Below are 24,880 nucleotides of genomic sequence, written 5' to 3' on the forward strand. Positions count from 1 at the left end.
TTAATTTGTTGTCTGTGAAGGTGTTTACCCACAGACAACTGAATAACAGTTACAAGTCTTGTCGCCAAGCATCAATCGACAGGGGTTCACCAAAGTGACTTTCAATTAACCGGCGGGTAACGTCGTGAAGAGGGGCAGCTAAAACCTCTGCGGTATTACCACGCTCAACAACTTCGCCTTTATCCATGACAAGCATTTTATCGCTGACGTGTTTCATCATCCCCAAGTGCTGGGTAACATAGATAAATGCAATATCTTGTTTTGCTTGTAAATCTAACATCAAGTTGATGATTTGCGAGCGCATGGACATGTCTAACGAAGCTAACGCTTCATCAGCAATAATAATTTCGGGTTGTAGAATAAGTGCTCTTGCCAATGCAATACGTTGTTTTTGCCCAGATGCTAACATGTGTGGATAATATTCAGCGTGGTCGGCGAGTAACCCGACTTGGCGAAGCGTTTGAATAATACGCCTTTCACGTTCTATGCCAGTTAAGTCAGTGTTTAATTTTAAAGGGAGCTCAAGGGTTTGACCAATACGCTGCCTTGGGTTTAGGGATGTACTTGGATCTTGGAAAATCATGCGAATACGTTGGCAACGGTAGCTATAATCGCCAAAATTCAGGCGTTGTCCACGAATGAAAATATCGCCGCTGGTGGGTTCTACAACGCCTGATAACATTCGCGCAAGGGTTGATTTTCCTGAGCCATTGGCGCCAATAATAGCTAATGTTTGGCCTGCCTGTAAGTTAAAGCTAACGGGTTTGACGGCTTGTAATTCGTGTCGATGAAATAACCCTTCACGAAAACGGAAAGTTTTTGTGAGATTACGGACTTCAAGTAAGGTTTCCATTTAGGGTTGTTCCTCGGTGTTTAGCGGGTAATGGCAAGCAACGAGATGGCCTTTAATATTGCGTAATTGTGGCGCGTTGATGCAAGTTCGTTGTGCATAGGGGCAACGAGGTCCAAGGCGACAACCAATGGGCAAATGTTCAAGTGAAGGAATTGCACCAGGTAACGTATTTAACCGCCCTTTATGGGGAAGAGGGCTTTCAAAATCAGGGATTGAGCGGATTAGTGCTTGAGTATAGGGGTGGCGTGGCCGTTGTAGAATATCCTCAGGAGTTGCGCTTTCCACTGTTTGCCCGCAATAGAGTACATTGATGCGATCAACAAGTTTCGACATCATTTCCATATCATGGCTAATGAGTAAAATTCCCATATTATTGTTTTGGTTTAATTTATCCAATAAACGGAAAATTTGAGCCTGAGTAGTTGACTCCATCGCATTGGTGGGTTCATCAGCGATTAATAACCGGGGTTGGTTAGCGATGGCAATCGCTATCATGACTTTTTGACATTCACCATCGGTTAATTCATAAGGATAACTGCGCATGATATCTTTATGATCTTTTATCCCCACACGGTGCAATAGCTCTATCGCACGACGTTTACGCCAATTAAAACGTTGCCACCAGCGGCCTTTATAAGTCCACCCTGGGATAGCTTGGATAAGCTGTTTACCAATATCAGCAGCTGGATCGAGACAAGATTGTGGCTCTTGAAATATCATCGAGATATTATGGCCAATTAGTTTGCGGCGTTTACGTGGGCTGAGTTTTAGTAAGTCAATGTCTTGAAAGCGAAAACGGTCAGCTTTTACTCGAATATTATCTTTAGTCACGCCACAGATAGCTTTTGCAATAAGGCTTTTTCCGGAACCTGATTCGCCAACTAAACCTCTTATTTCCCCCTCAGATAGCGTCATTGAAACGCGGTCAACCGCTTTGACGGGGCCATTTGCAGTCATAAATTCGATAGTTAAATTGCGGATGTCTAGAAGTGGCATTATTCAACCCCCGCGTTGATGGCACGATGTAACCCGTCACCTAAAAGGTTAACAAAAAGCACGCTTATCATGATGGCAGCACCTGGCAAGATAACCGTCCAAGGAGCCACATAGATAAGCTCTAAAGTATCACCTAGCATAGCACCCCATTCAGAAGAGGGAAGTTGTGCACCTAAATCAAGAAAACCTAAAGCAGCAATATCTAAAATAGCGATAGAAAGTGCTCGAGTCAGTTCAGTGACGAGAATAGGGGTAATGTTAGGAAGTACGGTATACCATAAAATAAAAATGTTTGAAGCGCCATCAAGGCGTGCGGCAACGATGTATTCTTTATCTAACTCATCATGTACAGCGACATAGATAGTTCTTACCATTCGTGGAATTAATGCAAGGCAAATAGCTAGCATTGCATTTTGTAGGCTAGCGCCCATAAAGGCGACAACAATAATTGCCAGTAATAAGGAAGGAATTGACAGTAACGTATCGAGTATATGGTTAAAAATTGCAGATTTTAACCCACGAGTCATCCCAGCTAAGCAGCCGAGAACTAATCCAATAAGTGTCGCAATCAGTGTGACTAAAATAGCGGCACCAAATGTCGATTTAGTACCAATCAATAGCCGACTTAGAATATCACGGCCCAGATCGTCTGTACCAAAGAAGAATGCCACTTCGCCATAATGAGACCAAGACGGCGGCGTTAGTTGGTAACCTAGAAACTGTTGATCTAGTGCATAAGGTGCCAGATAAGAGCCAACAAAACATAAAATTAATAAAACCAACACACCAACAAACCCCACCATAGAGGTTACATCTGATGAGAAGATATTCCATACCACTCGAGTTGGGGATGGCATTTTTTGTTCACGATAAAAATTATCTGAGGACATACCAATCCTTATGTTTTAATGGGTCCATCATGGCACCTAAAATATCAGACAGCACATTTACAGTAATCACGAGCGCACCAATTAGCATCACCCCAGCAGAAATCGCAGAGTAGTCTTCTTGGCGGATTGCTGTAACCAACCAACGACCAAGCCCCGGCCAGTTAAAAACGAGTTCAGTGACCATGGTCAGTGTTAACATCGTAGAAAACTGTAAGCCAAGCTTAGGAATAATCGGTGGAATAGCATTATGAAAAATATGGCGGCGAATGATTTTAATCCGTGAAAGCCCTCGAATAGCGGCTGCTTTGATATAATTTTCACTGGCGATTTCTTCGGTGCTATTACGTACTAACCGAATAACCTCGGTTGTTGGTGCGAGTGCTAAAGTGAGGACAGGTAACACCATGTGCTCAAGTACATTGATAATCATATCGTTACGATAGGGGGAGTCAGAAAGCCATGCATCAACCAAGGCAAAGCCAGTCACCGTTTTTAAATTATATAATAGGTCAATTCGGCCAGATACAGGAAGCCATCCTAGATGTAATGAGAAAAAGAGAGTTAAAACCAGTGCAAGTACAAATACAGGGACAGAAAATCCTAATAAAGCAAAGACACTGATAGCAATATCTGCAGGCTTGTTACGCCAAAATGCAGCAATGATGCCGAGTGGTATACCTGTCGTTAAAGCAAAAATAAACGCTAAAATGCATAACTCCATGGTTGCAGGGAATGTGTCCCTTAATTGTTCGGTTATGGGTTCCCCGTTGATACTTGAAACACCAAAATCAAAATGGAGTAAGCCTTCAAAATAAAAAACATAGGCATCGATAAGTGATGCGCCGCTCAAAGGCGCATTAGGTGTAAAATAGCTTAAACTAAAGCTGACTAGCGATAAGAAGAACACCGTGACTAATAAAAGTAAAAAACGACGCAGTGAATAAATAATCATGGTTTCTGCCTCTGTTTTTTCGGAGAAACTTTTTCAGGCTGCTCCATTTCACGATACACGCCAGCAAATGAGGTATTACCAAACGCACTGATCATTAGGCCTTTTATATCATAGCGGTAGGCCTGTAAACGTAAAGAATAGGCGAGGGGTAAGACGGGTAAATCTTCCCCTAAAATTTGCTGTGCTTGGTGGTAATAATCTATACGTGCGGCTAATTGCTGTGTCAATAGTGCCTTATGTAAGATTTCATCAAAGGCAGGGTTACACCAATGGCTTAAATTGGTTTGGGAACCAATTGCTGCACAACTTAGTAGCGGACGGAAAAAACTGTCTGGGTCATTACTGTCAGTTGTCCAACCCGCTAATGTCATATCATGGCTTCTATCCATTAATTGGTTTTCTTGGAAACGGCCTTCGACAGAACGGATATTCATCACAATACCGACCTGCGCTAAATCAGCTTGGATAAGCTCTGCCATCTTAAGTGGGCTTGGGTTATATGATTGGGAGGCGATTGGTACCCATAAATCTAGTTTTAGATTTTCTAATCCCATCTCTTTGAGCATTTGCTTAGAAAGTTCGGGATTATAATCGGTGATCTTTGCTTGATTGTCATAAGCCCATGATGCTCTTGGTAAAATAGATGCGGCTGTTTCTGCCGTGCCGTAATAAATTGATTGCATTAGACGTTCATTATTAATTGCATACGCAATTGCTTGACGTACTTTTAGCTTATCTAATGGTGGCTTGCTGGTGTTAAATGCGAGGTAGGCAATATTCATCCCAGAACGCATAGAAATTCGTAAACGCGGGTCATCGCGTAATACCTTTAACTGGCTTGCGGCAGGGTAAGCTAAAACGTCACATTCCCCAGTGAGTAATTTTGAAATACGGCCAGTTCCACCTGCTCCCATGTCAACAACCACTTCTTCCATACGAGGCAAGCCCTTCCAATAATTGTCATTTCTAAGAAGTCTAACGAATTGCCCTGCTTGGTAGTCATCTAAATGAAATGGCCCCGTACCAATTGGTCGCCAATCGATCAGCTCTTGGCGATTTATGCTTGAAAGGAAATCGGCATATTCGGATGAAAGAATAGGAGCATAATGTGTCGCCAAATGCCATAAAAAAGACGCATCAGGAGAGTTCAAACGAAACTCCACTGTATGGTTATTAATTTTACGTATGCTTTGCACGCTGTTGGCGAACTGTAAGCTATCAAAATAAGGGTAATGCCCCCCATTGATGTAGTGATAGGGGTGATTCACCTCAAACATGCGGGAAAAGCTGAACACAACATCATCAGCATTCATATTGCGTGTAGGTGTAAACCAAGTTGTATTTTGGAATTTTACATCTTTACGCAAGTATAAACGGTAAGTTGCACCGTTATCTAAAACTTCCCATCTAGCAGCCAGTTCAGGAACCAAGCGATAAGTGAACGGATCAACATCTAATAGCCGATCATAAATTTGAGCACCGAGAGGGTCGACAATTAGCCCACTACTAACTAATTGTGGGTTAAACGTGGTAACGACCCCATTTACACAGTAAATAAAGCCTTTTTGGCGTATATCTGCAGGGACCTCGTTAGCCACAATATCGGTAAAGCGCTCTTGGTTATTAAGCGCTTGTGCAGACACAGAAATGATAAATAAAAACCAAACAGTTAATAGGCGCATACCACTGACATCGTTAACGAGAATTGACCTATTGTAGCGTAAAAATGGGGATACAGGGTATAAGCAAAATTTAGCCTCATAACGTATGAAAATTAAGCTAAAAGGGATGATGTAAATATAATAATTAACTTAAATTATTATATTAATCATTGAAGTATGTCTTAATGAGAAAAAATCTCATTAAAAAGCTTTACAAATGACACTGATAACGATTATCATTCGTTTTGTCACTTAAGCCGAGTGCTTATGTAGACAAGGCATGACATTGCTCACATTGCTTCCAGTGTTTTATTTGATAGCCAGCTTGGGTGCTGGCTTTTTTTTTATGGAAAATAGATGAGCTTGTTTAGCTTAATTTCTAGCTATTATTTTAAACCCACATAGTGTAAGTCTTCATCGGTTACGTTGCCTTGAAGGGTACATAAGAAACGAACAACACCTCTTTGCTCATCTTTTTCAATAATCAGCATTTTTTCAGCAGCATTTGGTTCCAAGTTGTAATCTTGCGTTGCGTGTTCGTTAAATACCCATTTACTTTGCAAATTATGGCGGATCATCGGTGAGTAGATATAAGTATTTCCTACCTTTATAATCGCAATTCTTGATGACGTATAGCGGACAACCTCTTCAAGGCTTTGTGTTGTTTCAAATCCCCAAAAATAGTATTGACCACGCAAGCCTAAATAGGCGAAGCCATCATATTTATCAAAATTACTATGACTAACAAAAAAACGGTTAAAAGTCACAATACCGGTTGGTGAAAAATTGAGATTAACAGAAACGTATTCATTGGTGCCTAATTGGTTATTTTTCAATGCATTAGAAATATCGTTTAAAACAGGGTCATCTTTTATTTTCTTGAAGAAAGCGGCATCACAGTAAGAAAATGTTTTCATCAATGATTGCGCATTAACCGTAGGAGATAACCCTAGAAGAAAAAAGGTGATCGCTATTACATTTATATTTTTCATAATAGGCTCCTCATATAATAAGAATTATATTAATAGAGATATCATATAAATATATTTCGCACAGTAGTTAAATATGACAAGGTGTAAATACAAATAATAAAACAGCATTAATCATATTAAAATAGAATTATCTATATATAATTAACTAAATGTGCTAAAGAAAATTATATTTTTTATATAATAGCTAGTGGAAATTACTAATTATCACTTTTTTTGGGGGTGTCAAAATGGTTTTTAGTGTAATTTGGCTTAATTTTTTATGATGAAGTTATCTTTTAACTAATTGTTACTTATTGTTTTTATTTTATTTGGTTTTTTACTAATGCTGTTGGTAATTAAGTGATAAGTAATATTTAAAAGTGCAATATGAAATTGGAAACATTTAGTAATAATAAAGCCCACGATTTTCAAATTTAAATTTTTTATCTCTAAGTATATTGCATTAGTTCAAACAATAAATTTGGATTGTTTGAACTAATGACTATTAAATTTCAATATTTATTTGATGTTTTTTAATTAAACCACGCAGTTGGTCATAACTTAGAGATAACCGTTGTGCTGCTTTACGCTGATTAAAATGACAATCTGCTAGCGCTTGTTCTAATAGTGCTTTTTCAGATTGCTGTTGCCACTGACGTAAGTCACAAGGTAGTGAAGGTAAAATGGTATTTGCTTGTTGGGAAGGCTGTATGGGTTGGGGGCTTGGTGATTCATGCAGCTCAGCAAGTTTTTCACCAAATGGATTGAAAATAATATTATCAACGGGTTCAGCATGGTTTCCATGGCGGTATATTGAACGCTCAATGACATTTTTTAATTCGCGTACATTACCTGGCCATGGGTAGTTTTGCAGGGCTTGTTGGGCATGTCGTGTAAAACCTGTAAAGTGCGAACGTTTTAATTCACCACACATTAAAATAGCAAAATGCTCTGCTAATAATAATATATCAGGTTGCCGTTCACGTAATGGGGGAAGGCGAATGACATCAAAAGCCAGTCTATCTAAGAGGTCGGCTCGAAAACGACCTTGTTTGGCTAGTTCGGGTAAATTGGCATTTGTGGCACAGATTAAACGCACATCTACGTGTAAAGCTTGGCTTCCACCGACACGTTCAAGCTCGCCATATTCAATGACACGCAGGAGTTTCTCTTGAACTGACATAGGTGCAGTCGCGAGTTCGTCAAGAAAAAGAGAACCTTTGTCAGCTCGTTCAAAGCGCCCTTGATGGCGTTTTTGGGCTCCCGTAAAAGACCCCGCTTCATGTCCAAATAATTCAGAATCCAGCAAATTCTCATTGAGTCCGCTGCAATTGAGAGAGATAAAAGCTTCTTGCCAGCGAGGGGAAAGATAATGGAGTCTATCTGCGATAAGCTCTTTACCCGTGCCGCGTTCACCGATAACTAAAACAGGTTTATTGAGTTGTGCGAGTTCAGAGGCTTGTTCGAGTACATCGAGAAAGTTACTTGAAACGCCAAGAATAGGTTCATTGGTTTCTTTCATGGTTTTTTTCACCAATAGTTGGTTTAAAATGCCGATATTTGAACTATAGACTAAAATGATTTTCAGGGGAAGCTTATAATTATTCTCTTTAAAATCATATCAATATGAATTAATTTAAAAGTTGGCACGCGAATTGCTATTTGAAATATGTAATAGCAATAGCTAAATACAGCAACATGCGAATTGTTGTTAGACTTACGGAGCGTCAGGTATGGGTTGGAAGCCAAATCAGGTCGAGGCGCTACAGAATGATTAAATCCATCAAGGGGATATAAACAATGGGTATTTTTTCACGTTTTGCCGATATCATTAATGCAAACATCGCTTCTTTGTTAGACAAAGCAGAAGATCCGCAAAAAATGATCCGTCTGATGATTCAAGAAATGGAAGATATGTTAGTTGAAATCCGGTCAACATCAGCACGTACTTTAGCAGAAAAGAAAGGTTTAGAACGTCGCATTGAGATGGGCGAAAAACAAGTTGCTGATTGGCAAGAAAAAGCAGAATTAGCGCTGGTGAAAGATAAAGAAGATTTAGCGCGTGCGGCACTGATTGAAAAGCAAAAAGTGAGTGCAATGGTCGATACCTTAAAACACGAGCTGATTATTGTTGATGAAACCTTGACTCGCTTGAAAGGTGAAATCACTGAATTAGAAAACAAACTGCAAGAAACTCGTGCGAAACAGCAATCAATGGTTGTTCGTATGGAAGCCGCACAATCTAGTCGTAATGTACGTCGTCAGCTGGATAGCGGCAAACTGGATGAAGCAATGGCGCGTTTTGAACAGTTTGAGCGCCGTATAGACCATATGGAAGGTGAAGCCCAAAGTTATGGTATTGGGAAACAAAAATCACTGGATCAACAGTTTGCAGAGTTAAAAGCAGACGACGAAATAAGTGCGCAATTAGCGGCACTTAAAGCTAAAATCAATAAAGATCAGTAACAGTTATTTTGATGCACTGGTACGTTAGTAATATCGTATCAGTGCCATAGATAGGTTAACCATATGTATAAGGATATGTGATGGGCTACGTTTTTCTGTCTCTCGTATTAATCATTTTTCTCATTTTTATTCTGCCTATTTGGCTGTGGCTACATTACAGCAAAAAAAACAGTGGGCAGGGGAGTCAGCTAACTGAAAATGAAGTACAACGTTTGATGCAATTAGCAGAACAAGCATCACAGATGCAGCAACGCATTAAAACGCTTGAAGATATTTTGGATGCAGAACACCCAAATTGGAGGCAAAAATAATGACTCAATTTCGCAACCGCAAACTTTACCGTTTAACGGATAGACGTGTGTTCGGTGGTGTGTGTTCGGGTATTGCTGAGTATTTAGAACTTCCAGTTGCTTTGGTTAGAGCATTAGCCGTATTGGCTCTATTTGTCAGTTTTGGTATTACTTTGATTTTGTATATCGTGATGTGCTTTGTCGTAGAAACGGCACCAAGTGGCTACCGTTCACAGCAAGATATTGGCCCAGAAGTCAGTAGTCTTATTAACCAAATCGATACACAATTAAAATCAGGTGAAATGAAGCTACGCCAGATTGAAAGATACGTTACGTCAGATACTTATACAGTGAACAGTAAATTTCGAAATCTATAATAAATCGCATCACCATCACATGATAAGGGATTAGGTTTCAAAACCAAATCCCTTTTGTTTTTGATAAAAAAGTGAGTGAAATATGGCAAACAACGTTCGTTATCGAATTAAAAAATTTGCAAAGAAACTTTTGCTACGAAAAGGTATTCGATTAGCCGCAGTGTTGCTCATGACGTATGGCCCAGCAGGGTTCATAGGTAAACTTATTAAGTTATTGACAAGTAAATGGTTGCTTAATGTACTAATTAAACGGTTAACCTAATACAATTTGTTTTATGCTAAATTATAGAACGCAATATGACGTAAAATGAGTTTAAATTGAAAGGATAAGTCTTGGGAGGAGCATGAAACGACTGCACAGTGAATTAACTGATTTGATGAATAGAAGTGTTGATCGTCATGTTAGGCTCGCAGTAACAGGGCTTAGCCGTAGTGGAAAAACCGCATTTATTACTTCACTGGTGAACCAATTATTGAATGTGAATGCGGGCGCACGGCTCCCTTTATTTTCTGCCGCGCGTGATAAGCGGTTGTTAGGGGTGAAACGGATACCTCACCGTGATTTGTCAGTACCACGCTTTGCGTATGATGAAGGTATTGCATCCCTTTATGGGGAACCACCGCAATGGCCAACACCAACACGGGGGGTCAGTGAAATACGCCTTAAATTGCATTACCGTTCAGAAGACTCTTTTTTGCGCCATTTTGTCGATAACTCATCATTATATTTAGAGATTGTGGATTATCCCGGCGAATGGTTGTTGGATTTACCCATGCTAGATTTAAATTATCTAGCATGGTCTGAACAAATGAACACCTTAATAAAGGGAGAGCGTGCACATTTAGCCCAACCATGGCTGGCATTGTGTGAAAAATGTGACCCTTTAGCGCCTGTTGACGAAAATTTGCTGGCTGAAATTGCTGCTGCCTACACCCAGTACTTAGTTGAATGCAAGGCCCAAGGGCAACATTTTATTCAACCAGGTCGTTTCGTTTTACCGGCTGAATTAACAGGAGCACCCGCACTCCAATTTTTCCCATGGCCAAATGTAGCCAAATACGGTGATAAAAAGCTCGCACCGGCAGGAAAAAACACCAATATTGGCGCATTACAGCAACGCTATCAATACTATTGTGAGCATGTTGTTAAGGGTTTTTATCGTGATTATTTCCAACGTTTTGACCGCCAAATTGTTTTAGTTGATTGTTTGCAACCGTTAAATAGCGGTGTTGATGCATTTAATGATATGAGAATGGCGTTAACCCAATTAATGCGTAGTTTTCATTATGGTAAACGCACATTATTGAGGCGTTTATTTTCACCTTGTATTGATAAATTACTCTTTGCGGCGAGCAAGTCAGACCATGTAACACCAGACCAGCATGCAAATTTAGTGGCTTTATTGCAACAATTAGTGCAAGAGGCATGGCAGCATGCTGCGTTTGAAGGGATCAGCATGGATTGTGTTGGTTTAGCATCAATACAAGCAACCGAAAGTGGCCTAGTGGATTATAAAGGTGAAAAATTACCTGCGTTAAAAGGGAATCGGTTAAGTGATGGACAACCGCTAATGTTTTATCCTGGTGAAGTCCCAAAACGGTTGCCAAATGAGCAATTCTGGCAAACTCAAGGTTTTCAATTTGAAGATTTCAGACCAAGGCCAACGCCAATGGATCAACCATTGCCACATATTCGTATGGACAGTGCGCTTGAATTTTTGTTGGGAGATAAACTGAAATGAATGAACCTTTAAAACAGCGTTTAGATTTCGCTGAAAGTAGTGAAAATGATACGAAAGAATCGCTGAAAAAAGCCCAAGTTTTTGATGAACGAGAACTCGAAAAATTCACTCCAGTTTCTTTGGAAGCAGAACAAGATAGCCAAGAGGGTGAGGTTGAAAGCCTGATTAACGAAGCGTTAAAACCAAAACGGAGTTTTTGGCGAAAATTAGTTGGCACGGCTGCGGGAATTTTTGGGGTCAGTGTCGTTGCTCAACTGGGCGTTTGGATCCACCAATCATGGGTAACACAAGATTGGACTGCGTTAGGTGTTGCTGCTGCGGGTAGTTTAATCGTTGTGGCGGGTGTAGGGTCAGTCGTTGGTGAATGGCGGCGGTTGTATCGCTTAAGAGAACGAGCAGAGGAACGAGACTTTGCTCGCGAATTATTGCACAGTCATGGAATGGGGCAAGGAAAGGTTTTTTGTGAAAAATTGGCAAAACAATCTGCGTTATCAATGCAACATCCTGCGATTGTTAATTGGCAAGCCACTCTCCATGATTCTCATAATGATAGAGAAGTTGTTGAATTATATAGTCGAATGGTTCAGCCCATTCTTGATGAACAAGCTCGTAAAGAAATTAGTCGTTGTTCCGCTGAATCGGCCATTATGATTGCAGTGAGCCCGTTAGCACTGGTGGATATGGCATTTATTGCTTGGCGAAATATTCGTCTAATTAATCGGATCGCGGCAATCTATGGTATTGAACTCGGTTATTACAGCCGAATTCGGCTATTTCGTATGGTGCTCATTAATATTGCCTTTGCAGGTGCATCTGAATTAATTCGTGAAGTGGGGATGGATTGGTTATCTCAAGACATTACCGCACGGTTATCAACACGTGCAGCACAAGGTATTGGTGCGGGTTTGTTAACTGCACGTTTAGGTATTAAGGCGATGGAATTATGCCGACCACTACCTTGGATTGAAAACAAGCCTCGTTTAGCCGATTTTCGTCATCAGCTAATTGGCCAATTAAAGAGTGTTATTCCCAGTAAAAAAGATAAAGCGTAAAGAAATATCGCTGGCAGAGTGAGTTGACAGTTTTCACTCACTCAGCAGCATCATTTGTTGATTAATATGCTTATTGTTATTTCAAGCCTTAAAAAATTAAGGAAAGTAGTGATTTTATTTGTTAATACCTATGAAGCTTACAAGCTGTCAACAATTTGTGACACAAACACTGTATTCCCTTAATGTTTAAGGCTAAAATACCTTTATTCTCTCGGCTTTTTTGATGAAGGTTCCTATCCATGCGCCTCGAAGTGACCTGCCAAGACCGTATCGGTTTAACGCGTGAATTACTTGATCTTTTAGTCCTACAAAATATTGATTTAAAAGGTATTGAAATATCTCCTCAACGTAGGATTTACCTAAATTTTACACCTGTGGATTTTCAGGTATTCAGCTCATTGATGGCAGAAATACGGCGTATCAATGGTGTTATTGATGTTCGCCGAATTTATTTTATGCCTTCAGAAAGAGAGCATAAAGCTGTTTGGGCGCTATTAAACTCATTTCCAGAACCTGTTTTGTCCATTGATAATAAGCTAAATATTGAGTTGGTTAACCCAATGACATTGCAATTATTTGGTTATGATGAGGCAAAAATTCGAGAAAAAACCTTTTCTCAGTTAGTCGGTAGCCAAGGGCTGGTACGTTGGTTTGAACGAGAGTCACCAGAAGCTTATACAGAGAAAGTCGTCATTAAAGGCCAAGACTATTTGATGCAAGTGACTCCTATTATTTTGGCAGATGAAAATGGTAAACTCCATTGTACAGGAGCTGTGTTGCTGTTGAAATCGGCTGAAATTTTAGATAAGCAACGTAAACAAGTTATTGAGGTAGATGGCAGTGGTTTTGAACAAATTATTGCTGTTAGCCCTGTCATGGCAAATGTGGTTGAACGGGCTAAACGTGTTGCGATGCTGGATGAGCCATTATTACTCGTTGGTGAAACAGGGACTGGGAAGGATATCTTAGCGAAAGCTTGTCATTTGCATAGTGCGCGAGGAAAAGAACCGTTTTTAGGTTTAAATTGTGCTTCGATGCCGGATGATGTCGTAGAAAGTGAATTATTTGGTTATGCAGCAGGGGCGTATCCAAATGCAGTTGAAGGTAAAAAAGGTTTTTTTGAACAAGCAAATGGCGGAACAGTATTGCTTGATGAAATTGCTGAAATGTCACCTCAAATGCAAATTAAGTTATTACGTTTTTTAAATGATGGAACATTTAGGCGTGTTGGCGAGGAACGAGAAGTTAAGGTTAATGTCCGTGTAATTTGTGCAACACAGAAAAATCTACCTGAATTGGTGGCAGAAAAAAAATTCAGAGAGGACCTTTATTATCGTTTAAATGTACTCACATTAACCATCCCTCCATTACGTGAACGTAAAGAAGATATTCTACCGCTAACCAAGACATTTGTAGCCAGCTTTTCCAAAGAGCTTCATATTGCAGAGCCTAAATTGGCGCCTTCGCTAATCGAATTTTTAAGCAGTTATTATTGGCCGGGTAATGTCAGACAACTGAGAAATGCTCTTTATCAAGGGTTAACTCAACTTAATGGCAATATATTAGATGCAGAGAGTATCCAATTACCTGATGTAGTAAATCCTCCCGCACTGGCTTTAGATTCGCTCAATGGTTCGCTAGATGAAATTACTAAACGCTATGAAGCGTCAGTATTAGCGCGCTTGTATCGTGATTACCCAAGTACCCGTAAATTAGCTAAACGCTTGGATATTTCTCATACGGCAATTGCCAATAAATTGAGAGAATATGGTCTCAATACGAAAAAAGAGCAAAACTAATTTAAATGAACAAAAGAATAACCTATGTGTTAACAGCAATAGGTTTGTTTTTAGTGGTTCTGGCATTGCAACGGCAATACCGACCCACGGTTTGAATAAGTATTGCCGAGATGTTGTAGTACGAACAGTCGGTAAAATCTATGAGAATAGGGCACTAATTCAATGTTATTTTAAAGACGTACCTTTTTTAGCTCGTGTTTAGTATGGCAAAACCTTACTAATACTATTGCTAATTGGTGAATTTTCCTGCTATATAACAAAGACAGCTACTGTTTTAGGGTATCGTAATCTCATCTGATGGGTTTCAGCCTACAAGGAGTTGCCATGGACCAATTCACTATTAATTTCATTGTAAATCGTAAGCTACGCGAATACATGAGCCAGAGTCATTATAAAAATGATATGTTTGAGTCTGCTGCCTCAGCTGCCGAACTTTATCTGATGAATAAAGCCGCAGTAAAATATTTAACGAAGAAAAATCGTTTCACGTGGGAGGCATTGGTGAAAAATGGTTATAAGCCTCGAGACCTTATTATTGATATTTTGACATCTTGTTGCCCTGTCACTCAGGATCAAGCCTTAAAAGTATTGAGTACGCTTTCTCATACTTTGATCTCTATAATGAGTGACAATAAGTTATTTGCGAATGTTGTTAATGCGAAGAACCATCAGCCATTGTACTGGGCTCACGTAGATTAGTGTGGTTTTTATATTGAGTAATGAAGCGGAAAATTCCCGCTTCATTACTAATTACAGTGAGTTAAATGATATAAAAAGCTTATTTAAGGCTGTTTAATGCACTGTCGTAATCAGGTTCTTCAGTAGTTTCAGAAACTAATTGGCTATAAATAACGTTATTATTTTCATCTAAGACAACAACGGAACGTGCATTTAAGCCTTTTAATGGACCACTAGCGATAGCAACACCATAGTCATTAGCAAATGAATCACTACGGAAAGAAGATAGCATAACGACATTATCTAAACCTTCTGCACCACAAAAACGTGCTTGTGCGAAAGGCAGGTCAGCAGAAATGCATAACACAACAGTGTTGTCCAATTCGTTTGCGAGCTTATTAAATTTGCGAACTGATGCCGCGCATACGCCAGTGTCTACACTTGGAAAAATATTTAAAACTTTTCTTTTACCTTCATAAGTTTCCAGCGTTGCTTCGCTGAGATCTTTGGTGACAAGGGTAAGGGGCTTAGCTTTTGAACCCGCTTGTAAAAAAACACCATTAACTGTGATGTCATTACCTTTTAATTTAACTGTTTGCGACATGAATTTTTCTCCCGTTCATAAAGTGATTCACTGTTAACTTAATCTAACTTCTAATAAAAAATCTTTGCGATTAAAGGTTTTTTAATGAGTAGTTATACAGTGCTGAGTTTTACATTCTACTAATGACCAAATTTTATACAGAAACCTTATCACTTACTTTGAGTTCTACATGGGGCAAAGTAAGGTAATATTACATACTTTTTATTAGGGTATGGTGCATTATCATTATATAACAGCTAAGCTTTTTCAATGCTTGCGTTTTCTGTTATGCACCTTTTTAAATTGCCTTATGGAGTGTAACAAAAGGAAATCTGTCTGTATTGATTTCTTTAGTCATTATTTACTGATCAGAAAAATGACAAGGATATGGGCATAGCTATTATTGTATAATGCGAGTATTAGTTTATGTATATTTAGATAGGTAAATCAATTGATTACAAGAGAAATGTAGATTTCTGAAATATGACAGCATATGATAAATTAAGATAAACTACAGAATAACTCAAGTGTATCGCTGTTTGATATTATCTAAACTGAGTGAGTTTTTGCTCTATAATCTATTGTTTTTTATGGATATACGGAAATATGTTTCAATAATTAATTTACCTAAATGAAACTTAAGACGTAAATGCAGTAATATTGCTAACAATAGCACCTTCACTTGAAATCATTTAACTAGGCTTTTAGTTAACTTTATTTATACTAACAAGATAGAAAATAAAATGCATAAACATTCATTCACATCTTTAGCTGTTTTGATTTCTTCAGTTATTTTTACTACACAAGCTATTAGTGCGGTGATACCCACTGGCACAGTTTTAGCTGAAAACCAAGAAGTTACGCGTCATTTAAAAGACGAGCCGGCTTCTTTGGACCCGGTAAAGTCAGTGGGGTTAACGGAAGCGCAAGTCATGCGTGACTTATTTGAAGGGCTTGTTAACCAGGATGACCATGGAAAGCCTATCCCAGGTGTAGCCCAAAATTGGAATACAACAGATAACCGGATTTGGACATTTACACTGAGGACTGATGCTCGTTGGTCGAATGGTGACCCTGTCACGGCTCAAGATTTTGTTTATAGCTGGCAACGACTGGTTTCACCGGTAACATCATCACCATTTGCTTGGTTTGCAGCATTAGCAGGTATTAACAATGCGCAAGCTATTATCGATGGAAAACTGCCTGTTGAACAGCTAGGTGTTGAAGCGGTTGATGCGCATACATTAAAGATTACTTTAAATAAACCAGTACCTTATTTCCCTTCATTAGCAGCTAATTTTAGTTTATTTCCTGTTCACCAAGGAACCGTTGAAAAGTTTGGTAATGACTGGATAAAAGTAGGTAATTTAGTCGGAAATGGCGCTTTTGTTTTATCTGACAGAGTGGTTAATGAAAAAATTGTTTTAGTTCCAAACAAAAATTATTGGGATCATCAAAATACAGTGATAACTAAAGTCACTTTTGTCCCGATTAACCAAGAGTCTCATGCAACTAATCGTTATTTAGCGGGAGACTTGGATATTACCGAATCATTTCCAAAACAACGCTATCAAAAATTATTGAAAGATATTCCTAATGAAGTCTTTACACCAGACCAATTAGGGACCTATTACTATGCATTTAATACCCAACGCGCACCGACGGATGACGTTCGTGTTAGAAAAGCCTTATCCATGGCGATTGACCGCCAATTAATTGCTAATAAAGTATTAGGTACAGGGGAAAAACCTGCAAATTATTTTACTCCCGATGTCACCGATGGCTTTAAACCTGAAAAAGGGCTTTACAATAGCTACTCACAAAAAGAATTAGACCAGCAAGCAAAAGTGTTATTACAGCAAGCAGGTTTTGGTCCAAATCACCCATTAGAATTAACATTGTTGTACAACAGTTCAGAAAATCATCAGAAAATTGCGATTGCAATTGCTTCTATGTGGAAGAAAAAATTAGGCGCTGAAGTCAAATTAGTTAATCAAGAATGGAAAACTTATATAGATAGCCGCAATACAGGAAATTTTGATGTTATACGTGCATCATGGATAGGTGATTTTAATGAGCCTTCAACATTCTTGTCTCTGCTTACATCTCAACATACTGGCAATATACCAAAATTTAATAACCCTGCATATGATAGCGTTATTGAGTCGGCGAGTATTGAAACGAATGCACAATTACGCAACCGTTATTATAATAATGCGGAAGCAATCATTGCAAAAGAAGCTCCAATCGCGCCTATTTACCAATATACCAATGCACGCTTAATTAAGCCTTGGCTGAAGGGGTACCCGATAAACAACCCCGAAGATGTCGCTTATAGCCACAGTTTTTATATCATTAAACATTAAAATAGGATACAGCCTGTGCAAGGTACGGGCTGCTTTTTCTAAAGGAAAGAAAAAAAGCTCCTTCCTCTGGAGAATGGGAAGGAGGACCAAAAAAGGAATAAACACTACCTTTTCATAATAAAAAAATCATCATGAACTTTATTGCTCGTTTGTGTCAATTATGTAGTGTTATTTAGCAAAAATGGCGATATTTTGTGATTTATGGGAAATTGTCTGTTTTTATGAGATATTAATCTCAATCTTTTTTTTGTTATTTTATGTATCGTGAGAACGATTCTTGAAATAATGACAAATATGTCACTATTCGACTAAAAATACCGTATTGATTATAAAAGGGAGATATTGCATGGGACTGATTTATGGTTCTTTATTCCAAAATTCAAATCCTGTACATGCATTTCAGTTAAATGGAGACGGTGGGTTACTTCCTATTGACGTGAATGCTAGCGCAAACCAGCAATCACCGTTTTGGCTTCATTATGATTATAAGGACCCACAAAGTTTTAATTGGATTCAGCAATCAGATCTCTTTAATGACCAAGTTAAGTCTGCTTTATCTGGGCATTCAGGACGTTGGCGATTGATTCGTGTTGGCGATGGTATTTTATTAACATTGCAAACATTAAATACCAATGCTGGCCAGCGGCCTGAGCAATTAGTTGCGTTTAGGGTATTTATTAATAATCGGATAATTATTTCTAGTCGTCATCGAAAAGTAAATTCCTTAGATTCTATTATTGATGATTTAAAGCAGGGAGTCGGGGCCCAAAGTACAGGTGACTGGTTAGTTGAGGTTGCTGATTCTATTACAGATGAAATAAGTGATTTTACGGATTCTTTGCATGAGCGTTTAATTGATATGGAAGATTTCATATTAAATAGCCAAATTCCTGAGAGAGGGGAATTAGCATTACTTCGTAAACAAATTATTGTGATACGCCGTTATATGGCTCCACAGCGAGATATGTTTTCCCGTTTAACAACAGAAAAATTGCTTTGGTTAGATGAAACCAATCGTCGTCGAATTCAAGAGATTTCTGACCGATTAGGACGTTGTATTGAAGATCTCGATGGTTTTATTGCACGTACAGCGATTATTTCTGACGAGATAACGAATATGATGACTGAGATGATGAATCGGCGCATTTATACAATGTCATTAATGGCCATGATATTCCTACCAACAACTTTTTTAACGGGACTGTTTGGTGTGAATTTAGGTGGGATCCCTGGTAATGAGTTCCGTTTTGCCTTTAGTGTATTTTGTGTTTTATTAGCCGTTTTAATTGGAACCGTTTTGTGGTGGTTAAGAAAAAGCCGATGGCTCTAATATTGATGACTTATTTGCGATAACCGGACCTAGTTTGAGATAAATCAATAAAACTACTGAGGTTTTAGTGCAGTATTAGTCCTGCAGGTGAATGCAACGTTGAGCGATGAACGTTGTGCTCCATAATTGTAGTTTTTCTCATATTGAGTTCTTATACAGAATAATTGACCACTGTAATGCCGATGTATTTTACATCGGCTTTTTTTTGCATCTAATCCGAGCAAAAATAACCTCCATACGAGGAGGTTATTAATAAATGTTTATTTAACTTCAATAATATCAAGGCGTTCTGCTGTAAAGTCGGGCTTATCATCTTCATCTATAAAAGGTTGAAGCGGTAGCTCCTCTTTGTCAAACGCAAGATCTCCGCCATTGATAACTTCATCTCCATGAGAAATATTTTTGAAGTCAAATAATTCGGTATCACATAAATGAGACGGTACAATATTTTGAGTAGCACGGAACATTGTTTCGATACGGCCGGGATAGCGCTTATCCCAATCACGTAGCATCTCTTTAATAACTTGACGTTGCAGGTTTGGTTGAGAACCACATAGGTTACATGGAATAATTGGAAAATCTTTAGCCTGCGCAAAGCGTTCTATATCTTTTTCTCGACAGTAAGCGAGCGGGCGAATGACAATGTGTTTTCCGTCATCACTCATCAATTTAGGAGGCATACCTTTTAACTTACCACCGTAAAACATATTCAAGAACATAGTCTGTAAAATATCATCACGGTGGTGACCAAGAGCAATTTTAGTTGCACCTAGTTCAGTAGCTGTACGATATAAAATCCCACGACGTAAACGCGAGCACAGTGAACAGGTTGTTTTCCCTTCAGAAATTTTTTCTTTTACGATCCCATAGGTATTTTCTTCAACAATTTTGTACTCTACACCAAGTTTATCAAGGTATGCAGGTAAGATATGCTCAGGGAACCCGGGTTGCTTTTGATCTAAATTAACCGCAATTAATGAGAACTGGATTGGGGCGCTTTTTTGCAAGCTTTGCAGGATGGAAAGTAGTGTGTAACTATCTTTACCTCCAGATAAGCAAACCATTATCCGGTCACCGTCTTCAATCATATTAAAGTCAGCGATTGCTTGGCCAACATCGCGGCGAATTCTTTTTTGCAACTTATTTAAGTTGTACTGTTCTTTATTGGTCGTCATTCTATACGTTCTGCTACTGGGGTTTATGTTGCTGATGGATAATTGTACATTTGGTTTTTAAATTATTATTGTTTTATGCTTAAAGCCTAATCAGCGAGAGTTATAAAAAGAGGCTCATGATAGCAGAACATGAGGGAAGAGTGATACCAGTTCGGTAAAATAGGTGAAAATTGGTGTCCCCCCACTTTAATAGAGACACACAAACATAGAGTTTTCTAACTGTTGACGATATGCCTCCGGTGGAAGCTGATTTAAACTTTCAAGTGCTCTGATGATATTTTAGCCTGCAATGATGTATCAACCAAAATCACTAAGCATTCGTGTGTTTCTTCATTAATAATATTGAGTGTTTTAACGTATTTACTGCAATATAAATTTTCGTGCATGAAACCCAATGTCCCTTGAGTATTTGAGCTTTTTCATCATGACATCTGCAAGTTTTAGGTCAGAAAATCTAATTATAGCTGCCTTATTCAGATGTGAGTTAACAATACTATTGTTTTTATGCCTAGATACAGAACCAATAAATTTTTCAATTATTACTTTCCATTTTTTAGGGGCTAAAGTATATATTTTTGAGCTAAAATAATATAGCTGTATTGAGTCTTTCTTATTCTTATTTAGTATAAGCAGGGTAGATAAGTAATAAATATTTATCCCACTGGCTATTTTATATTTTTAGTAGTCACTAGGAATTTTAGTAACTTAATAAATTGTTAATCACGGTAAGAATTATATGGGCATTATAAAGCCTATGTTTATAATATTTAGATAGAACATATTCTTCTATTTAAACTTAGCCAGTTTTCCAGTGCAGTGGTAAAGAGAGCGAGATAGAGTGAATGTATAATTGTAGGACCATTAGAAATTAACGCTTAATAACAATAAGATATTGAAAAAATTATAAGATAACTAACGCTCTGAGTTATTTGTGAAAAGAAAAAGCTTTATTTTAAGCATGGCTTACAAGTGCGACATGATTCACATTTTAAGAATTATATGTTTAAAAATACAAACTATGAGAGTTTATTTGAATTATTATGTTCCTGGGTGTTTGGCGCTTGAACTATAAATATAATTATAAATTGAATGTAAATGCTTAAAATCGTACCTTTTAAGCAAGGTCATATATATTGAAATTAAAAATTATTTTTTTGCTTTTAATTAGTGGGTTAAGGAGACATTAAATCAACTAATCATAATTAAAATCTATTAACATGGTGATATTTATGAAATACCTTATATTCTTTTTTAGTCTAATTTTTGTTTTTCTTATAGCATATTTGCTTAGTTTTAGTAAAAAAAACATAAAACATAAACTTCCATCGATACTAACATTGTTAACATTGGAGATTATTGTCGCGTCTACCATGCTAAATACTACCATTGGGCTTGCTACTCTTGACGGTATAGCATCAGGTATTCATTATATAATTAATTATGCTAATAAGGGGATTGATTTTGTTTTTGGAGATATAAGCAGTAAAACTTCTATGGTTTTTGTTGTTGTAGCTCTTTTACCTTTGATTTTTATTTGCTCTATAATTGGAATATTTAAATATATCGGTGCGCTAGATTTAATTATTAATACTATAGGCTTTCTAATTAACAAAATATCTAAAGTTGGAAAATTAGAGTCTTTTGCCGCTATTAGCGCTGTGATAGTCGGAATGATGCCTGCTTATGTATCAATTAAAGATTACATTCCAAGGCTATCTAAAGCACAGATGTATACTATTGCTGCATGTACTGTCTCAACAGTAGATATTGCATTACTAGGCGCATATACACAAATGGTTGAGCCACGCTATGTTTTTATTGGTGTTAGTCTCAATTTTTTTAGTACTTTTATTATTGTTTCTATTATTAATCCAAGTGAACCCACAAATATCACAACTTGTCCTTTGGGGGCAAATAAAGGTGAAAGGGGCTCATTTTTTGAGGTGTTGACAGATCACATGCAGGATGCCTTTAAGCTTATTCTTGCAATTGTTCCCATAATTATCGGTTTTGTCGCCTTAATTAGTATGCTGAATGATGTTTTTTTAAATATTTTAGGAATTAGTTTTCAAGGAATTCTTGGTTATATTTTTTCACCTTTAGCTTTCATTTTGGGTAGTTCATGGGATGAAAGTGTTACTTTTGGAACAATTATTGCGACTAAAATTTTATCGAATGAGTTTGTTGCTATGATTGACTATATGAAATTAACAAGCATTACACCACGAACGGATGCAATTATGTCCGTATTTTTAATATCATTTGCAAATTTTGGCTCTATCGGAATGATTATCGGTTGCGTTACAAGTATAAGCCGAGAACATGGAAAAATGATTGCATCAAATAGTTTTAGATTGATTGTTGGCTCAACTTTAGTCAGTTGTTTATCAGCGACTATTGTTGGTATTTTTGTATAACATATAAATCAAGGAGTAATAGAATGAACAAAATAATAATTGATTGTGACCCTGGTGTAGATGATGCTGTGGCTATTTTTTTAGCCTTAGCTTCTCCAGAAATAGAATTAATAGGCATAACCACAGTTGCAGGTAATGTAGAATTAGAAAAGGTTCACAATAATGCACGACAATTACTTGCGTTAGCAAATAGGCAGGATATTCCTCTAGCGAAAGGTTGTGAGCGTCCACTAATGTCCAAAAGTGGGAGTAAAACTCATGTTCATGGTACTGATGGTCTAGCTGGAGTATTGCTTCCCGCATCAGATTATCCAAATTATTCTGGTCACGCCGTAGATTTTATTATTGATACGGTAATGTCAAATCCAGGTGAAATAACATTATGCACAATAGCATCTCTTACTAATATCGCAGTCGCTATCATCAAAGAACCAAAATTAGTTGATAATGTAAAAGACATTGTAGTCATGGGCGGAGCTGCATTTACACAGGGGAATATAACGCCAGCTGCTGAGTTTAATTTTTATGTGGATCCTCATGCTGCTCATATCGTTTTTGATAGTGCACGCCATATTACTATGCTTGGTTTGGATGTAACAAGTAAGGCTGATATAAGGGCTGGTTTGTGTAGTCCTTTGGAAAAAGGTGGCCTTATCGCTCAGACTGTTGCAGAAATGTGTCGAAGATATGCAGAGTTTGACCCATTTCTCCATGATCCCTGCGTTATTGCATACCTCATTAAACCTGAAATTTTTTCAGGTATTGACGGTTCAATTACTATCGAATATGAGTCTAATAAATTATTCGGTCATAGTTTTGCTTACACATCTACCTCCATTAATCATGACCCAAAAGCTAAGTATAATGAAGCTAAATGCAAAATTATTACTGACGTTGATACATCGAAATTAATATCTTTAATTATAGAACGTATTATAAATCTTTGAGGTAAAGAGTACCAACTAGAGCCTCGGTTGATAATTATTTAATATAATGGAGCTTACCATAGGTAATGGCCCAGTTTTTTAAGTTATGATTATTCTATGCTTAAATTTTAATCAGTGAGATTTATCAAAAGATGAAAATCTGTTAGGGGATAGTGTCTTCGCTATAGCCTTTATCTTATTGTATAAGCGCCAATGAGAACTTAATGTATAGAAAAATATGGAGGAAACATGCCTGCAACTGATCCTATTGAATTGATTTTTTCTTTACTCGCCAACACCATTAAAATGGTGATTACTCCAACGGAATATCTTATTCAAAGTGACGCTATTGGGGATGCCATTTACATAAGCTTATTATTTTTGAATTAAAGATGATGAGAGTATCCATTTAACGAGGTTAATTTCCTATAAATGAAGGAAGGCTAGCTTCCTTCATGACTGAGAGTAATCTAGGCTAATGGGTTAATTCGTCACATAGCTTTTGTAAAGTAGTTAAAAACTGACCTACATGGAAGCCATCACAAACTGCATGATGCACTTGTACAGCTAGAGGAAGCCACATTTTATTATTCTCACTATAGTATTTTCCCAAAGTGAAAATCGGGGTAAAAACATTAGTAATATCTGCAATATTTAGATTAAAACTGTCGAATGAAACCCAAGGCAAAGATGACACATAGAAGACATTTTCAACTTGCTGTGGTTGAGGGTGCAAATCGAGATTATCTTTATGCAACGTTAATTGCTGGTGGTAGTTCTCCATAAATGTTGTTATTTCTGAAGAATACTTGCACCATAATGAAGAAAAAGTTTCGGTATCTTTGTGGAAGATAGTAAAACTAGGGTGCACTTCATCCCATAAAATTAGTTCATCATTTTTTTTTGCAAACCTAAATTCTTTATAGGTATTAACTACCCGTGATAATAAATAAATCACTGATGGATAAAATTCATAACCATTTGAATCTATATATCTTTTTAGGTTTGTGATATCTATCTTAGTTGTTAAACTAAACCCACAATTTATGGTTTTTTCGTAAATATTGTAATGTTCTCTACGTAACCATGTCTCTATATTAAATTTAGTATAATTCATAATTTTCCCTTCTAATAAGTTAATGTTACTGATATTAGAAGGGAGGTTTCTCCGCTTTTGATTGGCTCATAGTGATTTCTTATCTCGTGTTGAAGTTATGTTTGTATGTTATCTAGCTTATTTTTGCTTGTCGAGGCCTATACCTTACTCTTTCAATGTAAAGCACAATTTGCACGATAGTGAAATATACTTATGTACATGGTTGTGCGTTGACGTAGGTATCAAATAATGTTTTAACA

Annotated in this window: 22 protein-coding genes; 12 read left to right on the plus strand and 10 right to left on the minus strand. The window is 37.6% G+C overall.

Annotated features, from left to right (window positions below):
• Positions 1-49 precede the first annotated feature (49 nt).
• The 7 genes from sapF to pspF form a co-directional block, all read right to left on the minus strand.
• Entirely contained in the window at positions 50-853 is an 804-nt protein-coding gene (gene sapF / locus PSF31_RS12250) for a putrescine export ABC transporter ATP-binding protein SapF (protein WP_004263864.1), read from the minus strand.
• A complete protein-coding gene (sapD, locus tag PSF31_RS12255) occupies positions 854-1,849 on the minus strand; it encodes a putrescine export ABC transporter ATP-binding protein SapD (protein WP_094961769.1) in 996 nt (331 codons plus the stop codon).
• The gene (sapC, locus tag PSF31_RS12260; RefSeq protein ID WP_094961770.1) at positions 1,849-2,739 is read right to left on the minus strand and encodes a putrescine export ABC transporter permease SapC; all 891 of its coding nucleotides are present in this window, start codon (positions 2,737-2,739) and stop codon (positions 1,849-1,851) included. The genes sapD and sapC overlap by 1 nt, the downstream gene beginning before the upstream one ends.
• Entirely contained in the window at positions 2,726-3,691 is a 966-nt protein-coding gene (gene sapB / locus PSF31_RS12265) for a putrescine export ABC transporter permease SapB (RefSeq protein ID WP_004263875.1), read from the minus strand. Before sapB ends, sapC begins: the two co-directional genes overlap by 14 nt.
• Positions 3,688-5,373, minus strand: coding sequence for an ABC transporter substrate-binding protein SapA (gene sapA, locus PSF31_RS12270; RefSeq protein WP_094961772.1), 1,686 nt, complete (start codon positions 5,371-5,373; stop codon positions 3,688-3,690). The genes sapB and sapA overlap by 4 nt, the downstream gene beginning before the upstream one ends.
• A 365-nt stretch (positions 5,374-5,738) precedes the next feature.
• Positions 5,739-6,344, minus strand: a complete 606-nt coding sequence (locus tag PSF31_RS12275; RefSeq protein WP_096863978.1) for a hypothetical protein — start codon at positions 6,342-6,344, stop codon at positions 5,739-5,741.
• 484 nt (positions 6,345-6,828) lie between these two features.
• Positions 6,829-7,845 (minus strand): phage shock protein operon transcriptional activator, encoded by a 1,017-nt coding sequence (pspF, locus tag PSF31_RS12280; RefSeq protein ID WP_004263890.1) that lies wholly within the window; start codon positions 7,843-7,845, stop codon positions 6,829-6,831.
• Positions 7,846-8,123: 278 nt separating this feature from the next.
• Between pspF and pspA the strand changes: the two genes are divergently transcribed.
• From pspA to PSF31_RS12315, 7 genes are all read left to right on the plus strand, one after another.
• Positions 8,124-8,789, plus strand: a complete 666-nt coding sequence (gene pspA, locus PSF31_RS12285; protein WP_004263893.1) for a phage shock protein PspA — start codon at positions 8,124-8,126, stop codon at positions 8,787-8,789.
• Between the two features lie 80 nt (positions 8,790-8,869).
• The gene (pspB, locus tag PSF31_RS12290; protein WP_004263897.1) at positions 8,870-9,100 is read left to right on the plus strand and encodes an envelope stress response membrane protein PspB; all 231 of its coding nucleotides are present in this window, start codon (positions 8,870-8,872) and stop codon (positions 9,098-9,100) included.
• Positions 9,100-9,456, plus strand: a complete 357-nt coding sequence (pspC, locus tag PSF31_RS12295; RefSeq protein ID WP_004263899.1) for an envelope stress response membrane protein PspC — start codon at positions 9,100-9,102, stop codon at positions 9,454-9,456. Before pspB ends, pspC begins: the two co-directional genes overlap by 1 nt.
• 344 nt (positions 9,457-9,800) lie before the next feature.
• Complete coding sequence (locus PSF31_RS12300; RefSeq protein ID WP_096863979.1) at positions 9,801-11,198, plus strand: YcjX family protein; 1,398 nt, start codon at positions 9,801-9,803, stop codon at positions 11,196-11,198.
• Positions 11,195-12,250, plus strand: a complete 1,056-nt coding sequence (locus PSF31_RS12305) for a YcjF family protein (protein ID WP_096863980.1) — start codon at positions 11,195-11,197, stop codon at positions 12,248-12,250. Before PSF31_RS12300 ends, PSF31_RS12305 begins: the two co-directional genes overlap by 4 nt.
• Positions 12,251-12,489: 239 nt before the next feature.
• The gene (gene tyrR / locus PSF31_RS12310) at positions 12,490-14,049 is read left to right on the plus strand and encodes a transcriptional regulator TyrR (protein ID WP_096863981.1); all 1,560 of its coding nucleotides are present in this window, start codon (positions 12,490-12,492) and stop codon (positions 14,047-14,049) included.
• Between the two features lie 324 nt (positions 14,050-14,373).
• The gene (locus tag PSF31_RS12315) at positions 14,374-14,748 is read left to right on the plus strand and encodes a hypothetical protein (protein WP_036958680.1); all 375 of its coding nucleotides are present in this window, start codon (positions 14,374-14,376) and stop codon (positions 14,746-14,748) included.
• Between the two features lie 79 nt (positions 14,749-14,827).
• Here PSF31_RS12315 and tpx read toward each other — a convergent pair whose 3' ends face one another.
• A complete protein-coding gene (gene tpx, locus PSF31_RS12320; RefSeq protein WP_004263934.1) occupies positions 14,828-15,331 on the minus strand; it encodes a thiol peroxidase in 504 nt (167 codons plus the stop codon).
• 722 nt (positions 15,332-16,053) lie between these two features.
• On the opposite strand from tpx, the gene PSF31_RS12325 reads away from it, so the two are divergent.
• Positions 16,054-17,676, plus strand: coding sequence for a peptide ABC transporter substrate-binding protein (locus PSF31_RS12325; RefSeq protein WP_094961777.1), 1,623 nt, complete (start codon positions 16,054-16,056; stop codon positions 17,674-17,676).
• Between the two features lie 346 nt (positions 17,677-18,022).
• Entirely contained in the window at positions 18,023-19,006 is a 984-nt protein-coding gene (zntB, locus tag PSF31_RS12330; RefSeq protein ID WP_004263941.1) for a zinc transporter ZntB, read from the plus strand.
• A gap of 260 nt (positions 19,007-19,266) precedes the next feature.
• On the opposite strand, the gene ttcA is transcribed toward zntB, so the two are convergent.
• Positions 19,267-20,181 (minus strand): tRNA 2-thiocytidine(32) synthetase TtcA, encoded by a 915-nt coding sequence (ttcA, locus tag PSF31_RS12335; RefSeq protein WP_272683197.1) that lies wholly within the window; start codon positions 20,179-20,181, stop codon positions 19,267-19,269.
• Between the two features lie 1,229 nt (positions 20,182-21,410).
• Between ttcA and PSF31_RS12340 the strand changes: the two genes are divergently transcribed.
• From PSF31_RS12340 to PSF31_RS12350, 3 genes are all read left to right on the plus strand, one after another.
• Positions 21,411-22,598, plus strand: coding sequence for a NupC/NupG family nucleoside CNT transporter (locus PSF31_RS12340; protein ID WP_231135955.1), 1,188 nt, complete (start codon positions 21,411-21,413; stop codon positions 22,596-22,598).
• Between the two features lie 23 nt (positions 22,599-22,621).
• Positions 22,622-23,545 (plus strand): nucleoside hydrolase, encoded by a 924-nt coding sequence (locus tag PSF31_RS12345; protein WP_096863983.1) that lies wholly within the window; start codon positions 22,622-22,624, stop codon positions 23,543-23,545.
• A gap of 228 nt (positions 23,546-23,773) precedes the next feature.
• Positions 23,774-23,914, plus strand: coding sequence for a hypothetical protein (locus tag PSF31_RS12350; RefSeq protein ID WP_004263953.1), 141 nt, complete (start codon positions 23,774-23,776; stop codon positions 23,912-23,914).
• Positions 23,915-23,999: 85 nt separating this feature from the next.
• Here the strand turns inward: PSF31_RS12350 and catA are convergent, their stop codons facing one another.
• On the minus strand, positions 24,000-24,641 hold the full coding sequence (gene catA, locus PSF31_RS12355) for a type A chloramphenicol O-acetyltransferase (protein ID WP_004263956.1): 642 nt from the start codon (positions 24,639-24,641) through the stop codon (positions 24,000-24,002).
• Positions 24,642-24,880: the final 239 nt, after the last annotated feature.

The sequence above is a fragment of the Providencia sp. PROV156 genome, assembly GCF_028480905.1.
Classification (GTDB): Bacteria; Pseudomonadota; Gammaproteobacteria; order Enterobacterales; family Enterobacteriaceae; genus Providencia; species Providencia hangzhouensis.

Bases quoted from the DNA above. Each gene is read 5' to 3' on its own strand.
- sapF (WP_004263864.1), bottom strand. From the start codon at position 853: ATGGAAACCTTACTTGAAGTCCGTAATCTCACAAAAACTTTCCGTTTT.
- sapD (WP_094961769.1), bottom strand. From the start codon at position 1,849: ATGCCACTTCTAGACATCCGCAATTTAACTATCGAATTTATGACTGCA.
- sapC (WP_094961770.1), bottom strand. From the start codon at position 2,739: ATGTCCTCAGATAATTTTTATCGTGAACAAAAAATGCCATCCCCAACT.
- sapB (WP_004263875.1), bottom strand. From the start codon at position 3,691: ATGATTATTTATTCACTGCGTCGTTTTTTACTTTTATTAGTCACGGTG.
- sapA (WP_094961772.1), bottom strand. From the start codon at position 5,373: ATGCGCCTATTAACTGTTTGGTTTTTATTTATCATTTCTGTGTCTGCA.
- PSF31_RS12275 (WP_096863978.1), bottom strand. From the start codon at position 6,344: ATGAAAAATATAAATGTAATAGCGATCACCTTTTTTCTTCTAGGGTTA.
- pspF (WP_004263890.1), bottom strand. From the start codon at position 7,845: ATGAAAGAAACCAATGAACCTATTCTTGGCGTTTCAAGTAACTTTCTC.
- pspA (WP_004263893.1), top strand. From the start codon at position 8,124: ATGGGTATTTTTTCACGTTTTGCCGATATCATTAATGCAAACATCGCT.
- pspB (WP_004263897.1), top strand. From the start codon at position 8,870: ATGGGCTACGTTTTTCTGTCTCTCGTATTAATCATTTTTCTCATTTTT.
- pspC (WP_004263899.1), top strand. From the start codon at position 9,100: ATGACTCAATTTCGCAACCGCAAACTTTACCGTTTAACGGATAGACGT.
- PSF31_RS12300 (WP_096863979.1), top strand. From the start codon at position 9,801: ATGAAACGACTGCACAGTGAATTAACTGATTTGATGAATAGAAGTGTT.
- PSF31_RS12305 (WP_096863980.1), top strand. From the start codon at position 11,195: ATGAATGAACCTTTAAAACAGCGTTTAGATTTCGCTGAAAGTAGTGAA.
- tyrR (WP_096863981.1), top strand. From the start codon at position 12,490: ATGCGCCTCGAAGTGACCTGCCAAGACCGTATCGGTTTAACGCGTGAA.
- PSF31_RS12315 (WP_036958680.1), top strand. From the start codon at position 14,374: ATGGACCAATTCACTATTAATTTCATTGTAAATCGTAAGCTACGCGAA.
- tpx (WP_004263934.1), bottom strand. From the start codon at position 15,331: ATGTCGCAAACAGTTAAATTAAAAGGTAATGACATCACAGTTAATGGT.
- PSF31_RS12325 (WP_094961777.1), top strand. From the start codon at position 16,054: ATGCATAAACATTCATTCACATCTTTAGCTGTTTTGATTTCTTCAGTT.
- zntB (WP_004263941.1), top strand. From the start codon at position 18,023: ATGGGACTGATTTATGGTTCTTTATTCCAAAATTCAAATCCTGTACAT.
- ttcA (WP_272683197.1), bottom strand. From the start codon at position 20,181: ATGACGACCAATAAAGAACAGTACAACTTAAATAAGTTGCAAAAAAGA.
- PSF31_RS12340 (WP_231135955.1), top strand. From the start codon at position 21,411: ATGAAATACCTTATATTCTTTTTTAGTCTAATTTTTGTTTTTCTTATA.
- PSF31_RS12345 (WP_096863983.1), top strand. From the start codon at position 22,622: ATGAACAAAATAATAATTGATTGTGACCCTGGTGTAGATGATGCTGTG.
- PSF31_RS12350 (WP_004263953.1), top strand. From the start codon at position 23,774: ATGCCTGCAACTGATCCTATTGAATTGATTTTTTCTTTACTCGCCAAC.
- catA (WP_004263956.1), bottom strand. From the start codon at position 24,641: ATGAATTATACTAAATTTAATATAGAGACATGGTTACGTAGAGAACAT.